At 43.9% G+C, this 17,217-nt stretch carries 15 protein-coding genes; 12 read left to right on the forward strand and 3 right to left on the reverse strand.

From position 1 onward, the window contains the following. Positions 1 to 171 precede the first annotated feature (171 nt). From QSJ81_RS17180 to QSJ81_RS17235, 12 genes are all read left to right on the forward strand, one after another. On the forward strand, positions 172 to 2,025 hold the full coding sequence (locus QSJ81_RS17180; RefSeq protein ID WP_285718582.1) for a TIGR03960 family B12-binding radical SAM protein: 1,854 nt from the start codon (positions 172 to 174) through the stop codon (positions 2,023 to 2,025). Next, positions 2,025 to 2,720: a TIGR03936 family radical SAM-associated protein gene (locus QSJ81_RS17185; RefSeq protein WP_285718583.1), complete on the forward strand. Its 696-nt coding sequence runs from the start codon at positions 2,025 to 2,027 to the stop codon at positions 2,718 to 2,720. Before QSJ81_RS17180 ends, QSJ81_RS17185 begins: the two co-directional genes overlap by 1 nt. A gap of 69 nt (positions 2,721 to 2,789) precedes the next feature. Then, positions 2,790 to 4,232 carry an Rne/Rng family ribonuclease gene (locus QSJ81_RS17190; RefSeq protein WP_285718584.1) on the forward strand — a complete coding sequence of 481 codons (1,443 nt, stop codon included), beginning with the start codon at positions 2,790 to 2,792 and terminating at the stop codon, positions 4,230 to 4,232. Positions 4,233 to 4,390: 158 nt separating this feature from the next. Then, the gene (gene rplU, locus QSJ81_RS17195; RefSeq protein ID WP_038671945.1) at positions 4,391 to 4,702 is read left to right on the forward strand and encodes a 50S ribosomal protein L21; all 312 of its coding nucleotides are present in this window, start codon (positions 4,391 to 4,393) and stop codon (positions 4,700 to 4,702) included. A 1-nt stretch (position 4,703) separates the two neighbouring features. Next, positions 4,704 to 5,024, forward strand: a complete 321-nt coding sequence (locus tag QSJ81_RS17200; RefSeq protein ID WP_285718585.1) for a ribosomal-processing cysteine protease Prp — start codon at positions 4,704 to 4,706, stop codon at positions 5,022 to 5,024. A 7-nt stretch (positions 5,025 to 5,031) separates the two neighbouring features. Beyond that, on the forward strand, positions 5,032 to 5,322 hold the full coding sequence (gene rpmA / locus QSJ81_RS17205) for a 50S ribosomal protein L27 (protein WP_038671941.1): 291 nt from the start codon (positions 5,032 to 5,034) through the stop codon (positions 5,320 to 5,322). Between the two features lie 170 nt (positions 5,323 to 5,492). Next, a complete protein-coding gene (locus QSJ81_RS17210; RefSeq protein ID WP_285718586.1) occupies positions 5,493 to 5,708 on the forward strand; it encodes a Spo0B domain-containing protein in 216 nt (71 codons plus the stop codon). A gap of 216 nt (positions 5,709 to 5,924) precedes the next feature. Then, positions 5,925 to 7,196 (forward strand): GTPase ObgE, encoded by a 1,272-nt coding sequence (gene obgE / locus QSJ81_RS17215; protein WP_285718587.1) that lies wholly within the window; start codon positions 5,925 to 5,927, stop codon positions 7,194 to 7,196. 12 nt (positions 7,197 to 7,208) lie between these two features. Then, complete coding sequence (yhbY, locus tag QSJ81_RS17220; RefSeq protein WP_038671935.1) at positions 7,209 to 7,523, forward strand: ribosome assembly RNA-binding protein YhbY; 315 nt, start codon at positions 7,209 to 7,211, stop codon at positions 7,521 to 7,523. A gap of 89 nt (positions 7,524 to 7,612) precedes the next feature. Next, positions 7,613 to 8,740, forward strand: coding sequence for a glutamate 5-kinase (gene proB, locus QSJ81_RS17225; RefSeq protein WP_285718588.1), 1,128 nt, complete (start codon positions 7,613 to 7,615; stop codon positions 8,738 to 8,740). Positions 8,741 to 8,755: 15 nt separating this feature from the next. Further along, positions 8,756 to 10,012, forward strand: coding sequence for a glutamate-5-semialdehyde dehydrogenase (locus QSJ81_RS17230; protein ID WP_285718589.1), 1,257 nt, complete (start codon positions 8,756 to 8,758; stop codon positions 10,010 to 10,012). A gap of 171 nt (positions 10,013 to 10,183) precedes the next feature. Further along, positions 10,184 to 11,008, forward strand: a complete 825-nt coding sequence (locus QSJ81_RS17235) for a hypothetical protein (RefSeq protein WP_285718590.1) — start codon at positions 10,184 to 10,186, stop codon at positions 11,006 to 11,008. 171 nt (positions 11,009 to 11,179) lie between these two features. On the opposite strand, the gene QSJ81_RS17240 is transcribed toward QSJ81_RS17235, so the two are convergent. The 3 genes from QSJ81_RS17240 to QSJ81_RS17250 all read right to left on the reverse strand — a co-directional run bounded on the left by QSJ81_RS17240 (position 11,180) and on the right by QSJ81_RS17250 (position 17,068). Continuing rightward, the gene (locus QSJ81_RS17240) at positions 11,180 to 12,970 is read right to left on the reverse strand and encodes a hypothetical protein (protein WP_285718591.1); all 1,791 of its coding nucleotides are present in this window, start codon (positions 12,968 to 12,970) and stop codon (positions 11,180 to 11,182) included. A gap of 358 nt (positions 12,971 to 13,328) precedes the next feature. Further along, complete coding sequence (locus QSJ81_RS17245) at positions 13,329 to 14,945, reverse strand: BclA C-terminal domain-containing protein (RefSeq protein WP_285718592.1); 1,617 nt, start codon at positions 14,943 to 14,945, stop codon at positions 13,329 to 13,331. Positions 14,946 to 15,145: 200 nt separating this feature from the next. After that, positions 15,146 to 17,068 carry a BclA C-terminal domain-containing protein gene (locus QSJ81_RS17250; protein ID WP_285718593.1) on the reverse strand — a complete coding sequence of 641 codons (1,923 nt, stop codon included), beginning with the start codon at positions 17,066 to 17,068 and terminating at the stop codon, positions 15,146 to 15,148. Between the last annotated feature and the right edge of the window lie 149 nt (positions 17,069 to 17,217).

Here is a 17,217-nt window from a genome sequence, read left to right on the forward strand (position 1 = left end):
TTTCTGGCAGGATTTTTTTTTATTATGTAGAACGTTAGGTAGGATATCTGACTAAATGTTGGATATTTTTGGGCAGTATATAATATATAAAACCTAAAAAGGGGAATGCTTCTTTATAGGTTTACTATATAATAAATTTCGTAGCAAAATTTGTGGAGGTTAATAGTATTTATGATAACTTTAGATCCTGCCATGTTAAATCGGGTAATTAAACCCGCTCGGTATACTGGGAATGAGTGGAATAGTATAAAAAAAGATCACGATAAGGTAAATGTAACAGTGGCCTTGTCTTTGCCAGATGTATATGAAGTAGGTATGTCTAATTTGGGGCTTAAAATTTTGTATCAGATATTAAATAATCGTACAGATACAGCAGCGGAACGGGTATATGCACCTTGGGTAGATATGGAGTCGGAAATGAGAGCCCGGAACATTCCACTGTTTACATTAGAAAGTTTAAAACCAGTCAGTGAGTTTGATGTGGTAGGTTTTTCTTTACAATATGAAATGAGTTATAGCAATGTACTGAATATGCTTGATCTAGCCGGGATTCCTTTATTTACAGCAGAGCGTAATGAGAAGATGCCCATTATCGTGGGAGGCGGACCTTGTACCTTTAACGCAGAACCCGTTGCGGATTTCTTTGATTGTCTAATATTAGGGGAAGGCGAAGAAGTCATGGAAGACCTAATTGAGGCAGTTTCAGCTTGGAAACAATCAGGAAAAGCAGATGGTAGGGTAGGGCTGTTAAAAAAAATAGCCAAAATTGAAGGCATCTATGTTCCCTCCTTATATGATGTGACTTATCATAATGACGGTACAGTAGCTAAGATTGTTCCTAACTGCTCTGATGCACCGGCAATTGTCACGAAGAGAGTAGTAAAAGACTTAAACACTGTAGAGTATGCTACTAGACCAATTGTCCCTTTTTTGGATATTGTTCATGATCGTATTATGCTAGAGTTGTTTCGTGGTTGTACACGGGGCTGTCGTTTTTGCCAAGCCGGTGTTTTGTATCGCCCAGTACGAGAACGCCGCCCTGAGGTTCTTTTAAAAATGGCGAAGGAAATGGTCGATAGCACAGGGTATAATGAAATATCCCTCACCTCTCTTAGTTCTGCTGATTATTCCTGCTTGCCAGACTTAGTGCAATCTCTTGTTGACGATTTAAAAGAACAGGGTGTGAGCGTTTCGTTGCCATCCCTTAGAATTGATAGCTTTTCTATTGAGTTAGCACAAAAGGTGCAGCAGGTACGTAAAAGTGGTTTAACCTTTGCTCCTGAGGCTGGCTCCCAGCGTATGCGTGATGTAATTAATAAAGGTGTAACAGAGCAGAACTTAGAAGATGCTGTCAGTGCTGCTTTTCAAGCTGGTTGGTCTACTGTAAAACTATATTTTATGATGGGTTTACCGACAGAAACGGATGAAGACGTGCTTGAAATTGCGAATTTGGCTTATAAAGTACTTGATTTGTATAAAAAAATTACAGGACGCAGGGGTGCTAAGGTAACGGTGAGTGTTTCATGTTTTGTTCCGAAACCTCATACTCCGTTCCAATGGTTTCCTCAGAACCATGCGTCTGAATTTGAACGCAAACAACAACTGTTAAAGGCGAAACTTCGTGACAGAAATATCACCTTTAATTGGCACGATGCCCGTACCAGCTTTTTAGAAGGAGCTTTTGCTCGTGGTGATAGAAGGCTGGGACAAGTATTACTTAAGGCATGGCAAAATGGTGCTAGATTTGATGGCTGGTCTGAATACTTTAAATACGATGTGTGGATAGATGCTTTTAAGGCTTCTGACCTGGATCCTTATTTCTATGCCACAAGGGAAAGAAGCTTTGAGGAAGTTATGCCATGGGATCATTTGTCTTCAGGGGCTACCAAAGACTTTTTACAGAGGGAGTATCAGCAAGCGGTACAAGAAGAACTGACTTGTGATTGTCGGAGAGAAAAGTGTAGTGCTTGCGGTGTTTGTCCGGGACTCGGTGTTGAGGTTTTAGATTGGGGGAATAAAGCATAATGGCAAAATTACGTTTAGAGATTACAAAAGGGGAAGAAATCCGCTATATTTCCCATCTTGATTACGCTAGTGCAATGGAGCGAGCGATTATCAGGGCTAAATTACCGGCAGCTTATTCAGAAGGCTTTAATCCTCATATGAAAATATCTTTTGCCTCCGCTTTAGCGGTAGGGGTAACAAGTCAAGCCGAATATATTGATGTTGAATTTAAAGAAGAAGTAGAATTGAGCCAAGCGGTAGTTCGCTTAACTCAGTCCCTTCCACCTGGGATTAAAATAAAGGGCGCCAGATATATGTATGGTAATGTTCCCGCCTTAATGGCAATCGTTAATTTAGCAACTTATGAAGTGACGATGCCTCTCTTGGCGGAGGATATTGGGGTTATTGAAGATAGCATCCGCTGGTTTAATGAAGCAGAAACAGTTCCGTATACCCGCGAGTCTCCTAAAGGAAGAAAGGAGATTGAAGTTAAACAGTATATGGCGCAAGCCGTCAAAATCATAATCTTAGAAAAAGCAGTTCGTTTGATGATTGATATAAAAATTACACCTACTGGCAGCGTTAAACCAGGTGAAGTCGTAGCAGCATTAGTAGATATGTTCGACTTACCTGTAGACATTGATAATCTATTAATTCATCGCACTGGACTTTATATTTGTGATGAGAAAAGAACAGTATCTCCGATTGAATGCTAAAGGTGTGTTGGGTTGGGGCAAAATTCGGTAGGAGTTAGATTTTAAAATTGAAAGAAAGGAGGAAAGTAAATGGCGAAAAAAATTATCGTAAATATTACACCAGAAGAAACGCGAATGGCTGTTTTCGAAAATGAAGAGTTTATTGAAGTTTCGATAGAACGAACTCGTAGCGGTCATAATGTTGGCAATATTTATAAGGGCAAAACGAAAAATGTATTGCCGGGGATGCAAGCAGCCTTTATTGATATTGGTAGAGAAAAAAATGCTTTTTTGTATATTGGCGATGCGTTGCCTCAAGTTGCTGCCCAGGCCATTGCTGATAGTGCTTTAACAGTAGGTAAAGATGTTATGATTCAAATTGTGAAAGACGCAATTGGCACAAAGGGACCACGGGCTACAACACATTTGACTCTGCCAGGACGCTATGTAGTATTAATGCCGACGGTAGATTACATTGCTACTTCCAGGCGAATTGTAAGTGAAGAAGAGCGGGTGCGGCTAAAGCAGATTGTAGAGAAAGTGCGGCCGGAAGGTATGGGAGTTATTGTCCGTACCATGTCTGAAGGTAAGAGCGAAGAAGATTTGCAGAAAGATATTGAGTATCTTTATAATTTGTGGAAAGCATTGGTTGCCAGAGGAAAACGAGCTACTGCGCCTATTTTATTATATCGTGATGTTGATTTGGTGATCCGTATTGTACGGGACTATTTATCCGATGATGTGGAAGAATTCATATTAGACCATCAAGAAGCCTATGGGCGGGTCTGTGATTTGCTAAAGTATGCTTCACCAGAACTAGTAAGCAGGGTTCGATTATACCAGGGAAAAGAAGATATTTTCACTCATTATGGTCTTGATGAGGAATTAAATAAACTTGGGCAGCGCTCTGTTTGGCTTAAATGCGGCGGATACATAGTAATCGATAAAACTGAAGCGTTAACTGTAATTGATGTAAACACAGGTAAATTTGTCGGATCTACCAATTTATCGGATACCGTTTTTCAGACCAATTTAGAAGCAGCCAGCGAAATTGTTCGGCAAATTCGCCTCAGAGACATTGGTGGCATTATTATTGTCGATTTTATTGATATGGATAAGGAAGAACAAAAACAAGCTGTTGTAGCAGCATTAGAAGAAAAATTTAAACGTGATCGTACGAAAACAAATGTGCTAGGTTTTACTGGATTAGGATTAGTCGAGATTACAAGGAAAAAGGCACGGCAAAATGTAGAAGGTGTACTTTATAGCGAATGCCCTTGTTGTGAGGGACGTGGCAGAGTGCAGTCTCCAGAGACGGTAGTGATTAATATATGGCGTAAGATGCGCCATGTTATGAGCCAGTCTAGACGTCAAGGATGTATTGTCATCCAAGTACATCCTCTTGTCGCTGAGATCATTAAAAGCCAAGGCGAGCTGCCTCGTATGGAACAAGAATTGGCCTGTTCCCTCAGAATTGAATCTTTGGCAGAGATGCATCCAGAAATGTTTTCTTTACTACATGAAGGTGAGTGACCTTGGAAAGTAATTGACAAAGCTGTCTTCATATGCTATTATCATTCAATGTAGGCCACTGTGCTTACGTCCCAAACCGCACGAAGAGGTTCCAAAATTCGCTCTTATAGCGATACCGTACTCGGCGAGTATTAGAACGAGGGAGGTGTAATATAATAATGTACGCAATTATTGAAACTGGTGGTAAGCAATATCGCGTTTCTGAAGGTGATGTTGTTTTCATTGAAAAAGTTGAAGCTGCTGATGGCGAAGCTGTTGAGTTTGACCGTGTACTTACTTTGGTAACAGAAGGTAATGTAGAAATTGGTAAACCTCTAGTAGCTGGTGCAAAAGTAACTGGTAAAGTAGTTTCTCAAGGTAAAGGCAAGAAGATTTTTGTTTTCAAATACAAAGCAAAATCTAACTACCGTAGACGTCAAGGTCATCGTCAACCGTTCACTAAGGTTATGATCGAGAAGATCGAAGCATAAGATGATCAAGATAAAGATTGTTCGAAACTCAGAACAGAGTATGGTTGAGTTTAGCGTTACTGGACATGCTAATACAGGTCCTCACGGACAAGATATAGTATGCGCGGGTATATCTGCATTGACTCAAACGGCTGTGCTGGGATTGGATCGTCACCTAGGAACCAAGATACATCTTGAAATTGCCAGTGGTAATTTAAAGATGTGTTTATTAGATAATCCGGATCCATTAACGGATGCTGTGTTGGAAACTATGCTAATCGGGTTAACCGAAATTGCAAAAATAAATCCGCAAAGTGTTCGTATTTCTGAACACAGGAGGTGAAGTACAGATGTTTAATTTTAATTTACAGCTATTTGCTCATAAAAAAGGTGTAGGTAGTACTCGTAACGGTCGTGACAGTGAGTCTAAACGCCTTGGCGTTAAGCGTCACGCAGGTGAAGTAGTAACTGCTGGCAGCATTTTGGTTCGTCAGAGAGGTACTCATTTCCACACCGGTCAAAATGTTGGCATTGGTAAGGATGATACCTTATATGCGAAAATTGCTGGACGTGTGGCTTTTGAACGTAAAGGCCGTAATGACCGCCAAGTAAGCGTATATGCAACGGAAGAAGCTATCTAATATACACCTGCGGCTTAATCAGCCGCAGGTATTATTTTTTTAGAATTGTCTACTTCAAAGCAGTTGTTTTAAACAGTATTCGATAAAAAAACATATAAAAGCACACAGAATTGTTGTATAATTATAGGGATCATATTCGGTTTGGCCTTATGGTAGAAGGGATGATAAAAATGGAGAAGCATGAAGTGTGTGAAGAAATTGTTACCTTATTAAAAAAGCAACGGCATGATTTTGTCAACCATTTGCAAGTAATTCATGCCATGTTACAGATGGGGCGCGGGGAAAAGGCACTTCTTTATATTGAAGAGTTAGCGAAAGATCCTGGGCTCGTATCGGATACGCTAAAGGCTTATGAAGAGCAATGTGGTTGCCTGCATAAGGGATAGGCTAAAGGTACATAACTGTTTTGAAGTGGACAAGGTCTACGAAAGCGCCGATAAACTATTGATCATTCTATAGAGGTTTTTAATAAGTGAATCTTATTAATGCTTCTAAATCTTTATGGAAAAGAAGATAGTTGGCGTGTAAATTGTTACATAATGACATATATTACTGATAGTAATGAATTATAGATAGGTATATACCTAAAGGGGTTTGAAAAGATGTTTATTGATAGAGCAAAAATTGAAGTGATATCTGGTAACGGCGGTAATGGTATGTCTAGCTGGCGTCGAGAAAAGTTTGTTCCCAAAGGTGGACCCAGTGGTGGTGACGGGGGCCGTGGAGGCGATATCATATTAATTGTAGATGCTAATACCAATACGTTGATCGATTTTCGTTATAAACGTAAATTCGTTGCCGCTAATGGAGTAAATGGACAAACAAAGAATATGCATGGACAGCATGCGGAGCCTACCTATATCAAAGTGCCACCAGGTACTTTAGTCAAGGATGCTGAAACAGGAGAAGTAGTAGCAGATTTGACGAAAGTAGGTCAACAAGCAATCATTGTTAAGGGTGGTCGTGGTGGTCGTGGTAACGCTAGATTTGTAAATAGTGTTAACCGGGCACCAACTTTTTCTGAAAATGGTGCACCTGGTGCCGGGCGGATACTGCAGTTGGAACTTAAGCTACTAGCTGATGTTGGTTTAGTAGGGTATCCTAGTGTAGGAAAGTCTAGCATTATTTCCGTTGTATCTGCAGCGAGGCCGGAAGTAGCAGCATATCACTTTACCACATTGACTCCCGTGCTTGGTGTAGTCAGTCTTGATGAAGGACATAGTTTTGTAATGGCTGATATTCCAGGATTAATTGAGGGGGCAAATGAAGGAATTGGCCTAGGACATGATTTCCTTCGCCATATTGAGCGTACGAAAGTGATTCTTCATGTACTAGATGTATCTGGCATAGAAGGTCGTGATCCCATAGAAGATTATAACAAGATAAATAATGAACTGAAATTATATAATGAGCGTTTATCCACTCGTCCCCAGCTGATTGTTGCTAATAAAATGGATTTAGCGGAAGCCCAGGAGAATTACCCAAGGGTAGCCGAATACATGAAAAATCTCGGTCATGAAATTTACCCTGTTTCCGCGGCTACTGGTGAAGGATTACCAGAACTCATGCAGCGGACTGCGAAATTATTATTAGAACATGTAGAAATACCAGAAGAAACGACGGAAACAATTGTCTATGAAGCGAAACCACAAGAAGACTTTACGATAGGCCGTGATGAAGACGGTGCATTTTTAATTCGTGGCAGAGGAATTGAAAGGTTAGTGGCAATGACTAATTTTGATAATGATGAGGGCGTACGCCGTTTTCAACAACTCTTTAAGCGCATAGGTATTGAAGCAGCGTTAAAAGAAAAAGGTGTTAATGAAGGCGATACGGTACGTATTGGCGAAATGGAATTTGAATTTAGAACATAAGGGGAAATATAAGTGGAAGAAATTACAGAATTAACAGGAAAACAAAAGCGTTATTTGCGTTCGCTGGGAAGCACTATGGATCCTGTTGTACAAATTGGCAAGACAGGAATATCAGCAACCCTGCTTGATAGTGCAAAAGATGCGGTAATTGCCAGGGAATTAATCAAAGTACGTGTATTGCAAAATTGCAGTGAAGAACCGAAAGACATCATTGCGGAATTGGCACAAGGAATTGGTGCTGAATTAGTACAAGTTATTGGACGTAATGGACTTTTATATAAGCGCAACCGCAATCCACAAAAAAGTAATAAAATCGAATTACCTTAACTATGAGATAAAAGGGACACAAAAGGATGATAACTCCCTTTGTGTCCCTTCGTGCTTAGTGTCAAATTTGTAATATAGGTGGGAGCGGAATGTTTACCAGAGAAAATTTGGCTAAAGCCAAACGGGTAGTTGTAAAAGTAGGAACCAGTACGTTAACACATAACACTGGTAAACTAAACTTGTGGCGTATTGAAAAACTGGTACGAGAGTTAGCTGATTTGGCCAACCAAGGTAAGGAAATCATTTTGGTTACCTCCGGGGCAGTTGGTGCTGGCATGGACGTTCTGGGGCTGAAAGAACGACCTAAAACCATACCAGAAAAACAAGCTGCAGCAGCTGTTGGTCAGGGCAGGCTGATGCATACTTATGAAAAATTATTTGGTGAATGCGGACAAGTGGTAGCACAAGTACTGTTAACTCGTGAAGATTCAGTAAAAAGAACTCGTTATACCAATTGTCGTAATACCTTATTAACCTTACTCAAAATGGGTGTCATCCCCGTAATCAATGAAAATGATGCTGTTGCGATCGATGAATTAAAGATTGGCGACAATGATACCTTGTCCGCCATGGTAGCTAGTATTGTTGATGCGGATGTATTAATTATCTTATCAGATATTGAAGGAGTATACACAGATAATCCACAAAATAACCCTGATGCACAGTTAATTGGAGAAATAACAGATATTACACCAGAGATTGAAGCTTTGGCTGGTGGAGCTGGTACGCTAAGGGGGACAGGCGGTATGTATACGAAAATACAAGCCGGGAAAATTGCTGTTAATTCAGGTGTAACGATGGTCATTGCCTCTGGTCTACAAGACGGTATTTTGCGAGAGGTGTTAAGTGGTAAAAATGTGGGGACGATTTTTCTATCAAAAGAAAATCGCTTACAAATACGTAAAAAGTGGCTAGCCTTTGGTGCTCGTACCCAAGGAATACTAACGATAGATAAAGGCTGTGAACAGGCACTACTATCAGGAGGATCTAGCTTATTAGCCGCTGGCGTTACTTTAGTCAGGGGAGACTTTGAACATGGTAATACCATTAGTGTAGTCACTATGGAAGGGCGGGAAATTGCTAGAGGCATTGCCAATTATAATGGAGCGGATACTAGAAAAATTATGGGAGCTCACACGAATGAGATTGTTTCTATATTAGGATCAAAACCATATGATGAGGTGATCCATAGAGACAACATGGTATTGCTAGTATAAAGAGGAGAGGTTTATATGGGACATCTATCAGAACTAGAAGTTAAAGGTAAGAGTGCCAAACAGGCAGCGAGAAAACTTGCTACCCTATCCACTACGGTTAAAAATCAGGCCCTTGTTAGTATGGCAGATGCTCTAGAGGGACAATGGGAAACCATTTTAGCCGCTAATGTGATAGATATAGAGAATGGTAAAGAAAAGGGTTTGTCCGAATCCTTACTAGATCGTTTATTGCTAACCCAAAGTAGAATTCAAAGCATGGCGGATGGCTTAAGGCAAATTGCTGAATTGCCCGATCCAATCGGTGAAGTTCTTAGTACAAATTATAGGCCTAATGGTCTAGAAATTACTAAGGTCCGAGTTCCTCTAGGTGTAATTGGTATTATCTATGAAGCACGTCCTAATGTGACAGTTGATGCAGCAGGACTTTGTTTAAAGACTGGAAATGCTGTAATTCTACGAGGAGGGTCTGAGGCAATTCACTCTAATACTGCGATCATTAAAGTTATTGCTCAAGGCGCCTATGATGCTGGAATTCCAATAGGAGCTTTTCAGTTAATTGAAACTACCGATCGGCAAGCTGTAAATGATATGCTAAAACTTAATCAATACCTTGATGTAATTATTCCTCGCGGTGGGGCGGGCCTAATTAAAACAGTGGTTGAAAATAGCACAGTGCCTGTTATTGAAACGGGTACAGGTATCTGTCATACTTTTGTAGATGAATCGGCTGATCTTACTATGGCACAGGCTATTGCCTATAATGCTAAGGTATCAAGACCTGGAGTTTGTAATTCGATGGAAACCCTTTTGGTACACAAAAAAGTGGCAGATCAGTTTTTGCCAAGGATGCTTAGCGTTTATCAGCAAGCTGGTGTAGAGCTTAGAGGTTGTCCTTTAACTGAGAAGTATCATTCCGCTGTTAAACCAGCTAGCATACAAGACTGGGCTACAGAGTACTCAGACTTTGTTTTATCAATAAAAGTAGTAGCAGATCTGGATGAGGCACTTGAACATATTGCAGAGTATAGTACTCGTCATTCAGAAGCAATTGTTACGCAAGATTCTAATAATGCAAAGCGTTTTCAGCATGAAGTAGATGCAGCAGCAGTTTATGTGAATGCCTCTACTCGTTTTACAGATGGGTTTGAATTCGGCTTTGGTGCTGAAATTGGTATTAGTACCCAAAAACTGCATGCCCGAGGTCCTATGGGATTGGCAGAACTTACTAGCAGTAAATATACGATTTGTGGAAATGGACAGATACGAGAATAATAACGTTTTATAATAAACGCCTCAAAACAGTGGCTTTGCTGTTTTGAGGCATTTTATTTATGGCCTCACTAAAATTGGGATTGTTACATATATTAAAGTACATTATTGAACCTCACCCCAAGTGTGTGTATGGAGTTCGGTGAAAAGAAAGCCACGGAGGGAGTTGGACTTGTGATTGGAAAAAATGGTGATTTTATACAACCTTTTACCATAGAACAAATTAAGTGGGCTCTACGGACCGGAAAAATGGAATTATTAGAAAAAAGTACACTAGAAATTCAACCAATCATTAAAAGGGAGGTAAATAATGAGGTTGCTGAGAATCTTACTGTATGTGATAGTCCGGTAGAACAAAGTAAGATGATGGAAATAATGGTGAATCAAGAGCTTTCATTCATTAAGAATGAGCTTACAACTATTATTCAGATACAAGGCAAGCAGGAGGAAAAAATACGACTTTTGGAAACCGAATGGCAAAAGAAATTAATCGATCAAGAGACTAATTTCCTAGCAGAAATGTGGGAAATGCGTCAGAGCATTACAGGGGAGTTTACTACCTATTTCGAATTTATAGTAGAGCAATTACAATATCAGGATCATGTGATACAAGAGGAAGTAAAATTGCTGAAAGAGCAGTTAAACTCATTGCAACAGTCTCAGGAATATTATACTGTACAAGAAAAATCATTTGCAGCGGACCAAGACAAAAAAATAGAGAGTTGTCAAAGACAGTTGATTGAAAGTATGCAGCATTTTCAACAGATTTTAGAAGAAATAAGAAAACAAGGTGCAGAAGTTCAAAAGCAAGGTAAATTTTTTTTCAAAGAGATTGCAATCGTAAAAAGCGATTTAGCAACTTTGTCTCAAAGGTGGCAGTCCAAGGAAATGAAACAGACAATTATTGAAGCGGAAGCTTGTGAGATAGATATGGTGCAGACGCTACGAAACGAAGGAGATAAAAATAAAAGGAGAAAAAGGAATAGGAAAGGATTATAATGCAATTGAATAGCCTAGTTAAGTGTAATATTAGAATTAGAAAAAGTGAAAAAACTATATAAAATGAAAAACATTGACAGAGATTGAAATATATCGATCTCTGTCAATGTTTTTTTCTAGTATGACCAAGCTGGTGTAGACCATAGGAGATATAAGGATTTATATCATGATTTATCCAAAGATGACAGCATTGAGAGCTCTAGTTAACGCTGTAGCACTTACAATATTTGTGCCAGTAACGGTAATACGAATTTCGTAAGTGTGAGTGCCAGCAGCAGGTGTATCGATCCAAGTCATATTAGGGATTTCACTTAGTAAACGGGTTGTTGTTGCTATATTATCCTGTTCCTTTTCAGCCGTGACCGTAGAAATAGCAGTTCCGTCTAAAAAGAGGCTATAGGTGATCGTATATTGATTTGGGCTGGCAGTTCCTGTTGTAATTTCAACTTCAGCCATAGAATCTAATTTTAATGTTTGGCCAGCAGTAGTAGTTACTCCGAGGGAGAGAACAGATGTTTCTGTAGTGAGAGGAAGAGCAGTTCCGGTTGTTGCTTGTGTGAATGCTAAGGTACTTCCAGTACCTGTGGCACCAGTATCTCCCGTAGCTCCCGTTGGTCCGGTAGCGCCTGTAGCACCTGTTGGGCCAGTAGCACCCGTAGCGCCCGTAGATCCCGTTGGGCCAGTAGCACCCGTATCGCCAATATCGCCAGTAGCACCCGTAGCACCTGTTGCCCCAGTAGGTCCCGTAGGTCCCGTAACACCAGTATCTCCAGTAGGTCCAGTAGGACCTGTATCGCCAATGTCACCAGTAGCTCCAGTAGCGCCCGTAGCTCCAGTAGAACCAGTAGCTCCAGTAGCTCCAGTAGCACCGGTGGCCCCTGCATCGCCAACATCACCAGTAGCGCCAGTAGCCCCAGTAGCTCCAACCGCACCCGTGTTGCCAGTAGGCCCCGTAGCGCCAGTAAATCCGGTAGGTCCCGTAGCGCCGGTTGTGCCGGTAGCGCCCGTAGCACCTGTAATTCCCGTTGTACCAGTAGCTCCCGTTGCACCAGTAGTTCCAGTAGCCCCTGTAGCGCCTGTAGCTCCTGTGTCACCAGTAGCTCCAACTGCTCCAGTGCCTCCCGTAGGTCCAGTAGGTCCTGTAGCGCCTGTAGAACCAGTTGGTCCAGTGGCACCCGTATCACCAATGTCACCAGTTGGGCCAGTGCTACCCGTTGCTCCTGTTGCTCCCGTTGCTCCTATACCAGTTGGGCCAGTAGAGCCAGTAGGGCCGGTATCTCCAATAGGGCCAGTAATGCCAGAAGGGCCTGTAGAACCGGTAGGCCCTGTAGCGCCCGTTGTGCCAGTAGGCCCAGTGGCACCAGTATCACCAACTGCACCCGTAGGTCCAGTAGCGCCAGTAATTGCCGGGCCAGTAGCGCCTGTTGCGCCAGTAACGCCTGCTCCGGTAGCACCAGTAGGGCCAGTAGCGCCAGTAACACCGATGCCGGTAGCACCAGTAGCACCAGTGGTTCCAGTAGGTCCAGTAAAGCCAGTAGGTCCTGTTGCGCCAGTACGCCCCGTAGGACCTGTTGGACCTATAGGTCCACTATCGCCAGTAAGACCGGTAGCACCAGTGGGGCCAGTGCCTCCCGTTGTGCCGGTAGCGCCAGTACGTCCCGTAGCACCCGTAGCACCCGTAGCACCTGTAGGACCTTGCACTCCAGTAGCACCAGCAGGGCCAGTAACCCCAATTGGTCCTGTAGCACCAGTACGACCTGTAGCACCAGTAGGACCAATGGGACCAGTATCACCCGTAGCGCCCGTAGCACCCGTGGCACCTGTAGCTCCCGTAGATCCTGTACGGCCCGTAGCTCCAGTCGCCCCTGTGGGACCAGTTGGACCGGTAGGCCCAGTTGGGCCAGTAGCGCCATCTGCACGAAGAAGCAGCGCTTGTTTATAATCTAATTCAGAACCTTCCATAAAAACATTACACCTCCATGTTATTGTATACATTTTAAACCTGTATACTGAATCATCTATCAACAATGTATAATATGATGACTATGTAGAAAGTGTGATTATGTAATCCAAATGACTGCAGAAATTCTGGTTTCATTAAGATCATTTTGCTAGCTAGGATGAAATCATCGCTACATAATTTATCAAGGTAAGTTCTACATAAGCAATCAGGCCGTGACTAAGTCATGGCCCGATTGCTTATGATTAATTTCATTTTTCACTTTAAAATTGATTTTTACACACCTTCCTTGAGTAATATTCGTTGTAGTGCTTATGAAAGAAGACCTTCTGCATTACAGCAGAAGGTCAGTTGTCGAAGTTAATTCAACTTTATAATAGTTAATTGTGCACCAACTGAAGGAGCTAAGGTCAAAGTAAGAGCTATGGCTGAGTTGTTGCGTAGAGTAATTACGTCACCAGCAGCAAGGCTCAGCATTGCATGGCCTGATATTTCACCAACAGCAACAAGTGCAGAGATAGGAGTAGATGGATTAACAGTACCATTTACAGCAATTGCTATTTGAGATCCTATACCAGCAGTTATATTAATACCATAATCAATTTGATATACGCCTGCAGTAGCTACGGTTATAGTAGTAGTACCTGCTGTATGAGATATATTAGTTAAAGGACCGTTATTAGAAAACGGAACATCTGCTCCACCAACAACTGTTGCATCAGCAATTGTGGCAAGTTCATACACGTAGCCGAATGCAGCTAAGCCAGCACCAGTAGCACCAGTAGCACCAGTAGCTCCGGTAGCTCCAGTAGCACCAGTAGCGCCGGTAGGTCCCGTAGCACCAGTGTCGCCAATTGCCCCAGTAGGTCCAGTACCACCAGTAGGTCCAGTAGGTCCAGTAACTCCAGTAGCTCCAGTTGAGCCAGTAGGTCCCGTAGCACCAGTATCGCCAATATCACCAGTAGCCCCAGTACCTCCAGTAGGTCCGATCGGTCCAGTGGGTCCTGTAGCGCCGGTAGCCCCAGTAGCGCCAGTAGCACCAGTATCACCAATCGCGCCAGTAGGTCCAGTATCTCCAGTAAGTCCAGTAGTGCCGGTTGGTCCAGTAGCGCCAGTAGCACCTGTAGGACCAGTATCACCAATATCACCAGTAGCCCCAGTCGCACCAGTCGGTCCAATAGATCCAGTGGGTCCAATGGCTCCAGTAGTACCAGTAGCGCCTGTTGCGCCTGTTGCCCCTGTGGCACCAGTAGCGCCAGTAGGGCCAGTAGCGCCAGCTAACCCAGTAGCACCAGTAGCTCCACTAGGACCGGTAGGGCCAGTAGCACCAGCTACGCCAGCAGAACCAGTGGGTCCAGTAGCACCAGTACGTCCAGTCGCACCAGTGGGGCCAATGGAACCAGTATCTCCAGTAGGACCAGTTGAGCCCGTAGGGCCAGTTGCACCAGTAGTACCGGTAGCACCAGTGCGTCCAGTAGCGCCAGTTGGACCAATGGAACCAGTAGGACCAGTAATTCCAGTAGTGCCAGTAGGACCAATTTCAGTAGCGCCAGTCGCGCCGGTACGTCCAGTAGGACCAGTAGGGCCAATGGAACCAGTAGGACCAGTAATGCCAGTAGAACCAGTAGGACCAGTTGCGCCAGTAATGCCAGTAGCACCAGTACGTCCGGTGGCACCAGTAGGACCTATAGGACCAGTATCTCCAGTAAGACCAGTAGTACCAGTTGGCCCAATATTGCCAGCAGGGCCAGTCGCGCCAGTACGTCCAGTAGCACCAGTTGGACCAATGGAACCAGTAGGACCAGTAATGCCAGTAGAACCAGTTGGACCAGTAGCTCCTGTTGAGCCAGTCGCGCCAGTACGTCCAGTAGCACCAGTTGGGCCAGTAGGACCAGTAGCCCCAGTAGGACCTGTAGGGCCACTTGGACCAGTAGCGCCATCTGCGCGGAACAAGGTATCAAATTCAGGATTAGTCATAAAAATGGTACACCTCCAAAATATTTATGCATCACGAAAAACTGACTGATTGAGAAGTACTTTACCAATGTATATTATGCGAAATACAAAAAAAGTGTTCTTATGTCAATGAGATAATTGCTGTGTTGTTATGTTGTTAAAAGAGAATAGGCACCCATTCCATATAGACGGAAGGGTGCCCCTAAGGAGATAGCCATGGTCTAACTACTTATTTTTTCAATTTTAATAGAGGCATTGGTATTCGTTTGCGTTCCTCCTGCTAAGGTTTGCAAGGTAACAGCTGCTGCACTCGTGTGATTTCGCACAGTTAGTACATCACCTGCAGCAGCAGTGATAATTACTGTACCTGGATTAGGCTGAGTGCCAGCTCCAGATCCGTAGGTGCTACCAGCAACAGGAGCACCATTTTGAAAGAGTGTAAATTGATTTGGCTCCACACCTGCCACCAGGAAGGATATTTCATAATCGCCAGCAGTTGTAAGGGTAATTGAAGCTGTTCCTGGTGCATGGGTAATGCCGCCTACAATGACACCGTTAGTACTAAAAGTCACATCTGCTTCTAACGCTACAACTTGAGCAGCTAGATTATAAATATAGGCATATGCTGATAATCCTTGTGGCCCGGTAGCTCCTGTAGCGCCAGCAGTTCCTGCGGCTCCCGTAGCTCCCGTGGGCCCTGTAGCACCCGTATCACCTACATCGCCAGTAGGTCCCGTACCGCCAGTAGGTCCAGTAGGTCCAGTGGCACCCGTAGCTCCCGTGGAGCCAGTAGGCCCCGTAGCGCCAGTATTGCCAATATCGCCAGTAGATCCCGTAGGTCCAGTAGGTCCGGTGGGGCCAGTGACTCCCGTAGCACCAGTAGAACCCGTGGGTCCAGTAGCGCCAATATCGCCAATATCGCCAGTAGGTCCTGTACCGCCAGTGGGCCCAGTAGGTCCCGTGGCACCCGTAGCTCCTGTGGAGCCAGTAGGTCCCGTAGCCCCTGCGTCGCCAATATCACCAGTAGGTCCTGTACCTCCCGTAGGTCCAGTAGGTCCCGTGGCACCCGTAGCTCCTGTTGAACCAGTAGGTCCCGTCGAGCCCGTATCTCCAAGATCGCCAGTAGGTCCAGTATTTCCAGTAGGCCCAGTATTTCCGGTAGCGCCAGTAGCGCCAGTAGCTCCAGTAGCTCCAGTAGCTCCTATATCACCAGTATTACCGGTAGGTCCAGTATTACCGGTAGGTCCAGTATTACCGGTAGGTCCAGTATTACCGGTAGGTCCAGTATTACCGGTAGGTCCAGTATTGCCAGTAGGTCCAGTATTGCCAGTAGGTCCGGTATTGCCGGTAGGTCCAGTATTACCGGTAGGTCCAGTATTGCCAGTAGGTCCAGTATTACCAGTAGGTCCTATATTGCCAGTAGGTCCGGTATTACCAGTAGGTCCGGTATTGCCAGTAGGTCCGGTATTACCAGTAGGTCCGGTATTACCAGTAGGTCCAGTATTGCCAGTAGGCCCGGTATTGCCAGTAGGTCCAGTATTGCCGGTAGCTCCAGTAGCACCAGTAGGTCCTATATCACCAGTATTACCGGTAGGTCCAGTATTTCCGGTAGGTCCGGTATTACCGGTAGGTCCGGTATTACCGGTAGGTCCAGTATTGCCAGTAGGCCCGGTATTGCCAGTAGGCCCGGTATTGCCAGTGGATCCGGTATTGCCAGTAGATCCAGTATTGCCAGTAGGTCCAGTATTGCCAGTAGGTCCAGTATTTCCGGTAGATCCCGTATTACCAGTAGGTCCGGTATTGCCGGTAGGTCCAGTATTGCCGGTAGGTCCAGGAGGTCCACCAGCAGGTCCCGTGGTTCCTGTTGGCCCAGTAGCGCCAGTGGTGCCTGTTGCGCCAGTAGAACCTGTCGTGCCAGTAGGCCCGGTAGCTCCCGTCGTGCCAGTGGTGCCTGTTGGTCCGGTAGCTCCAGTAGCACCTTGGCAACAATCAATATGTTTGCATGAATGGGGGTGACTCTTACAGTTGTGTACGAGTTGACACTTTTTGCAACAGCTACGCAGCGTTTCTGCAGTCTCTATATCGTTACTATTATACTCGCGACCACAGTACTTGCAAGTCGTAGGGTAATCATTGAAAGCCATAGCGTTATTCGCCACCTTTTAAAAATTTGCTTCCATACTATCCTATGTGAATGGCGATAATGGTGTGCTGTTTATGTAGAAAAAAAGTGTGATTATGTAATGATGCATTAAAGGAAAAGATGAGTCAAAGGTTTCCCTTTGACTCATCC

The sequence above is a fragment of the Pelosinus sp. IPA-1 genome (genome assembly GCF_030269905.1).
Lineage (GTDB): Bacteria > Bacillota > Negativicutes > DSM-13327 > DSM-13327 > Pelosinus.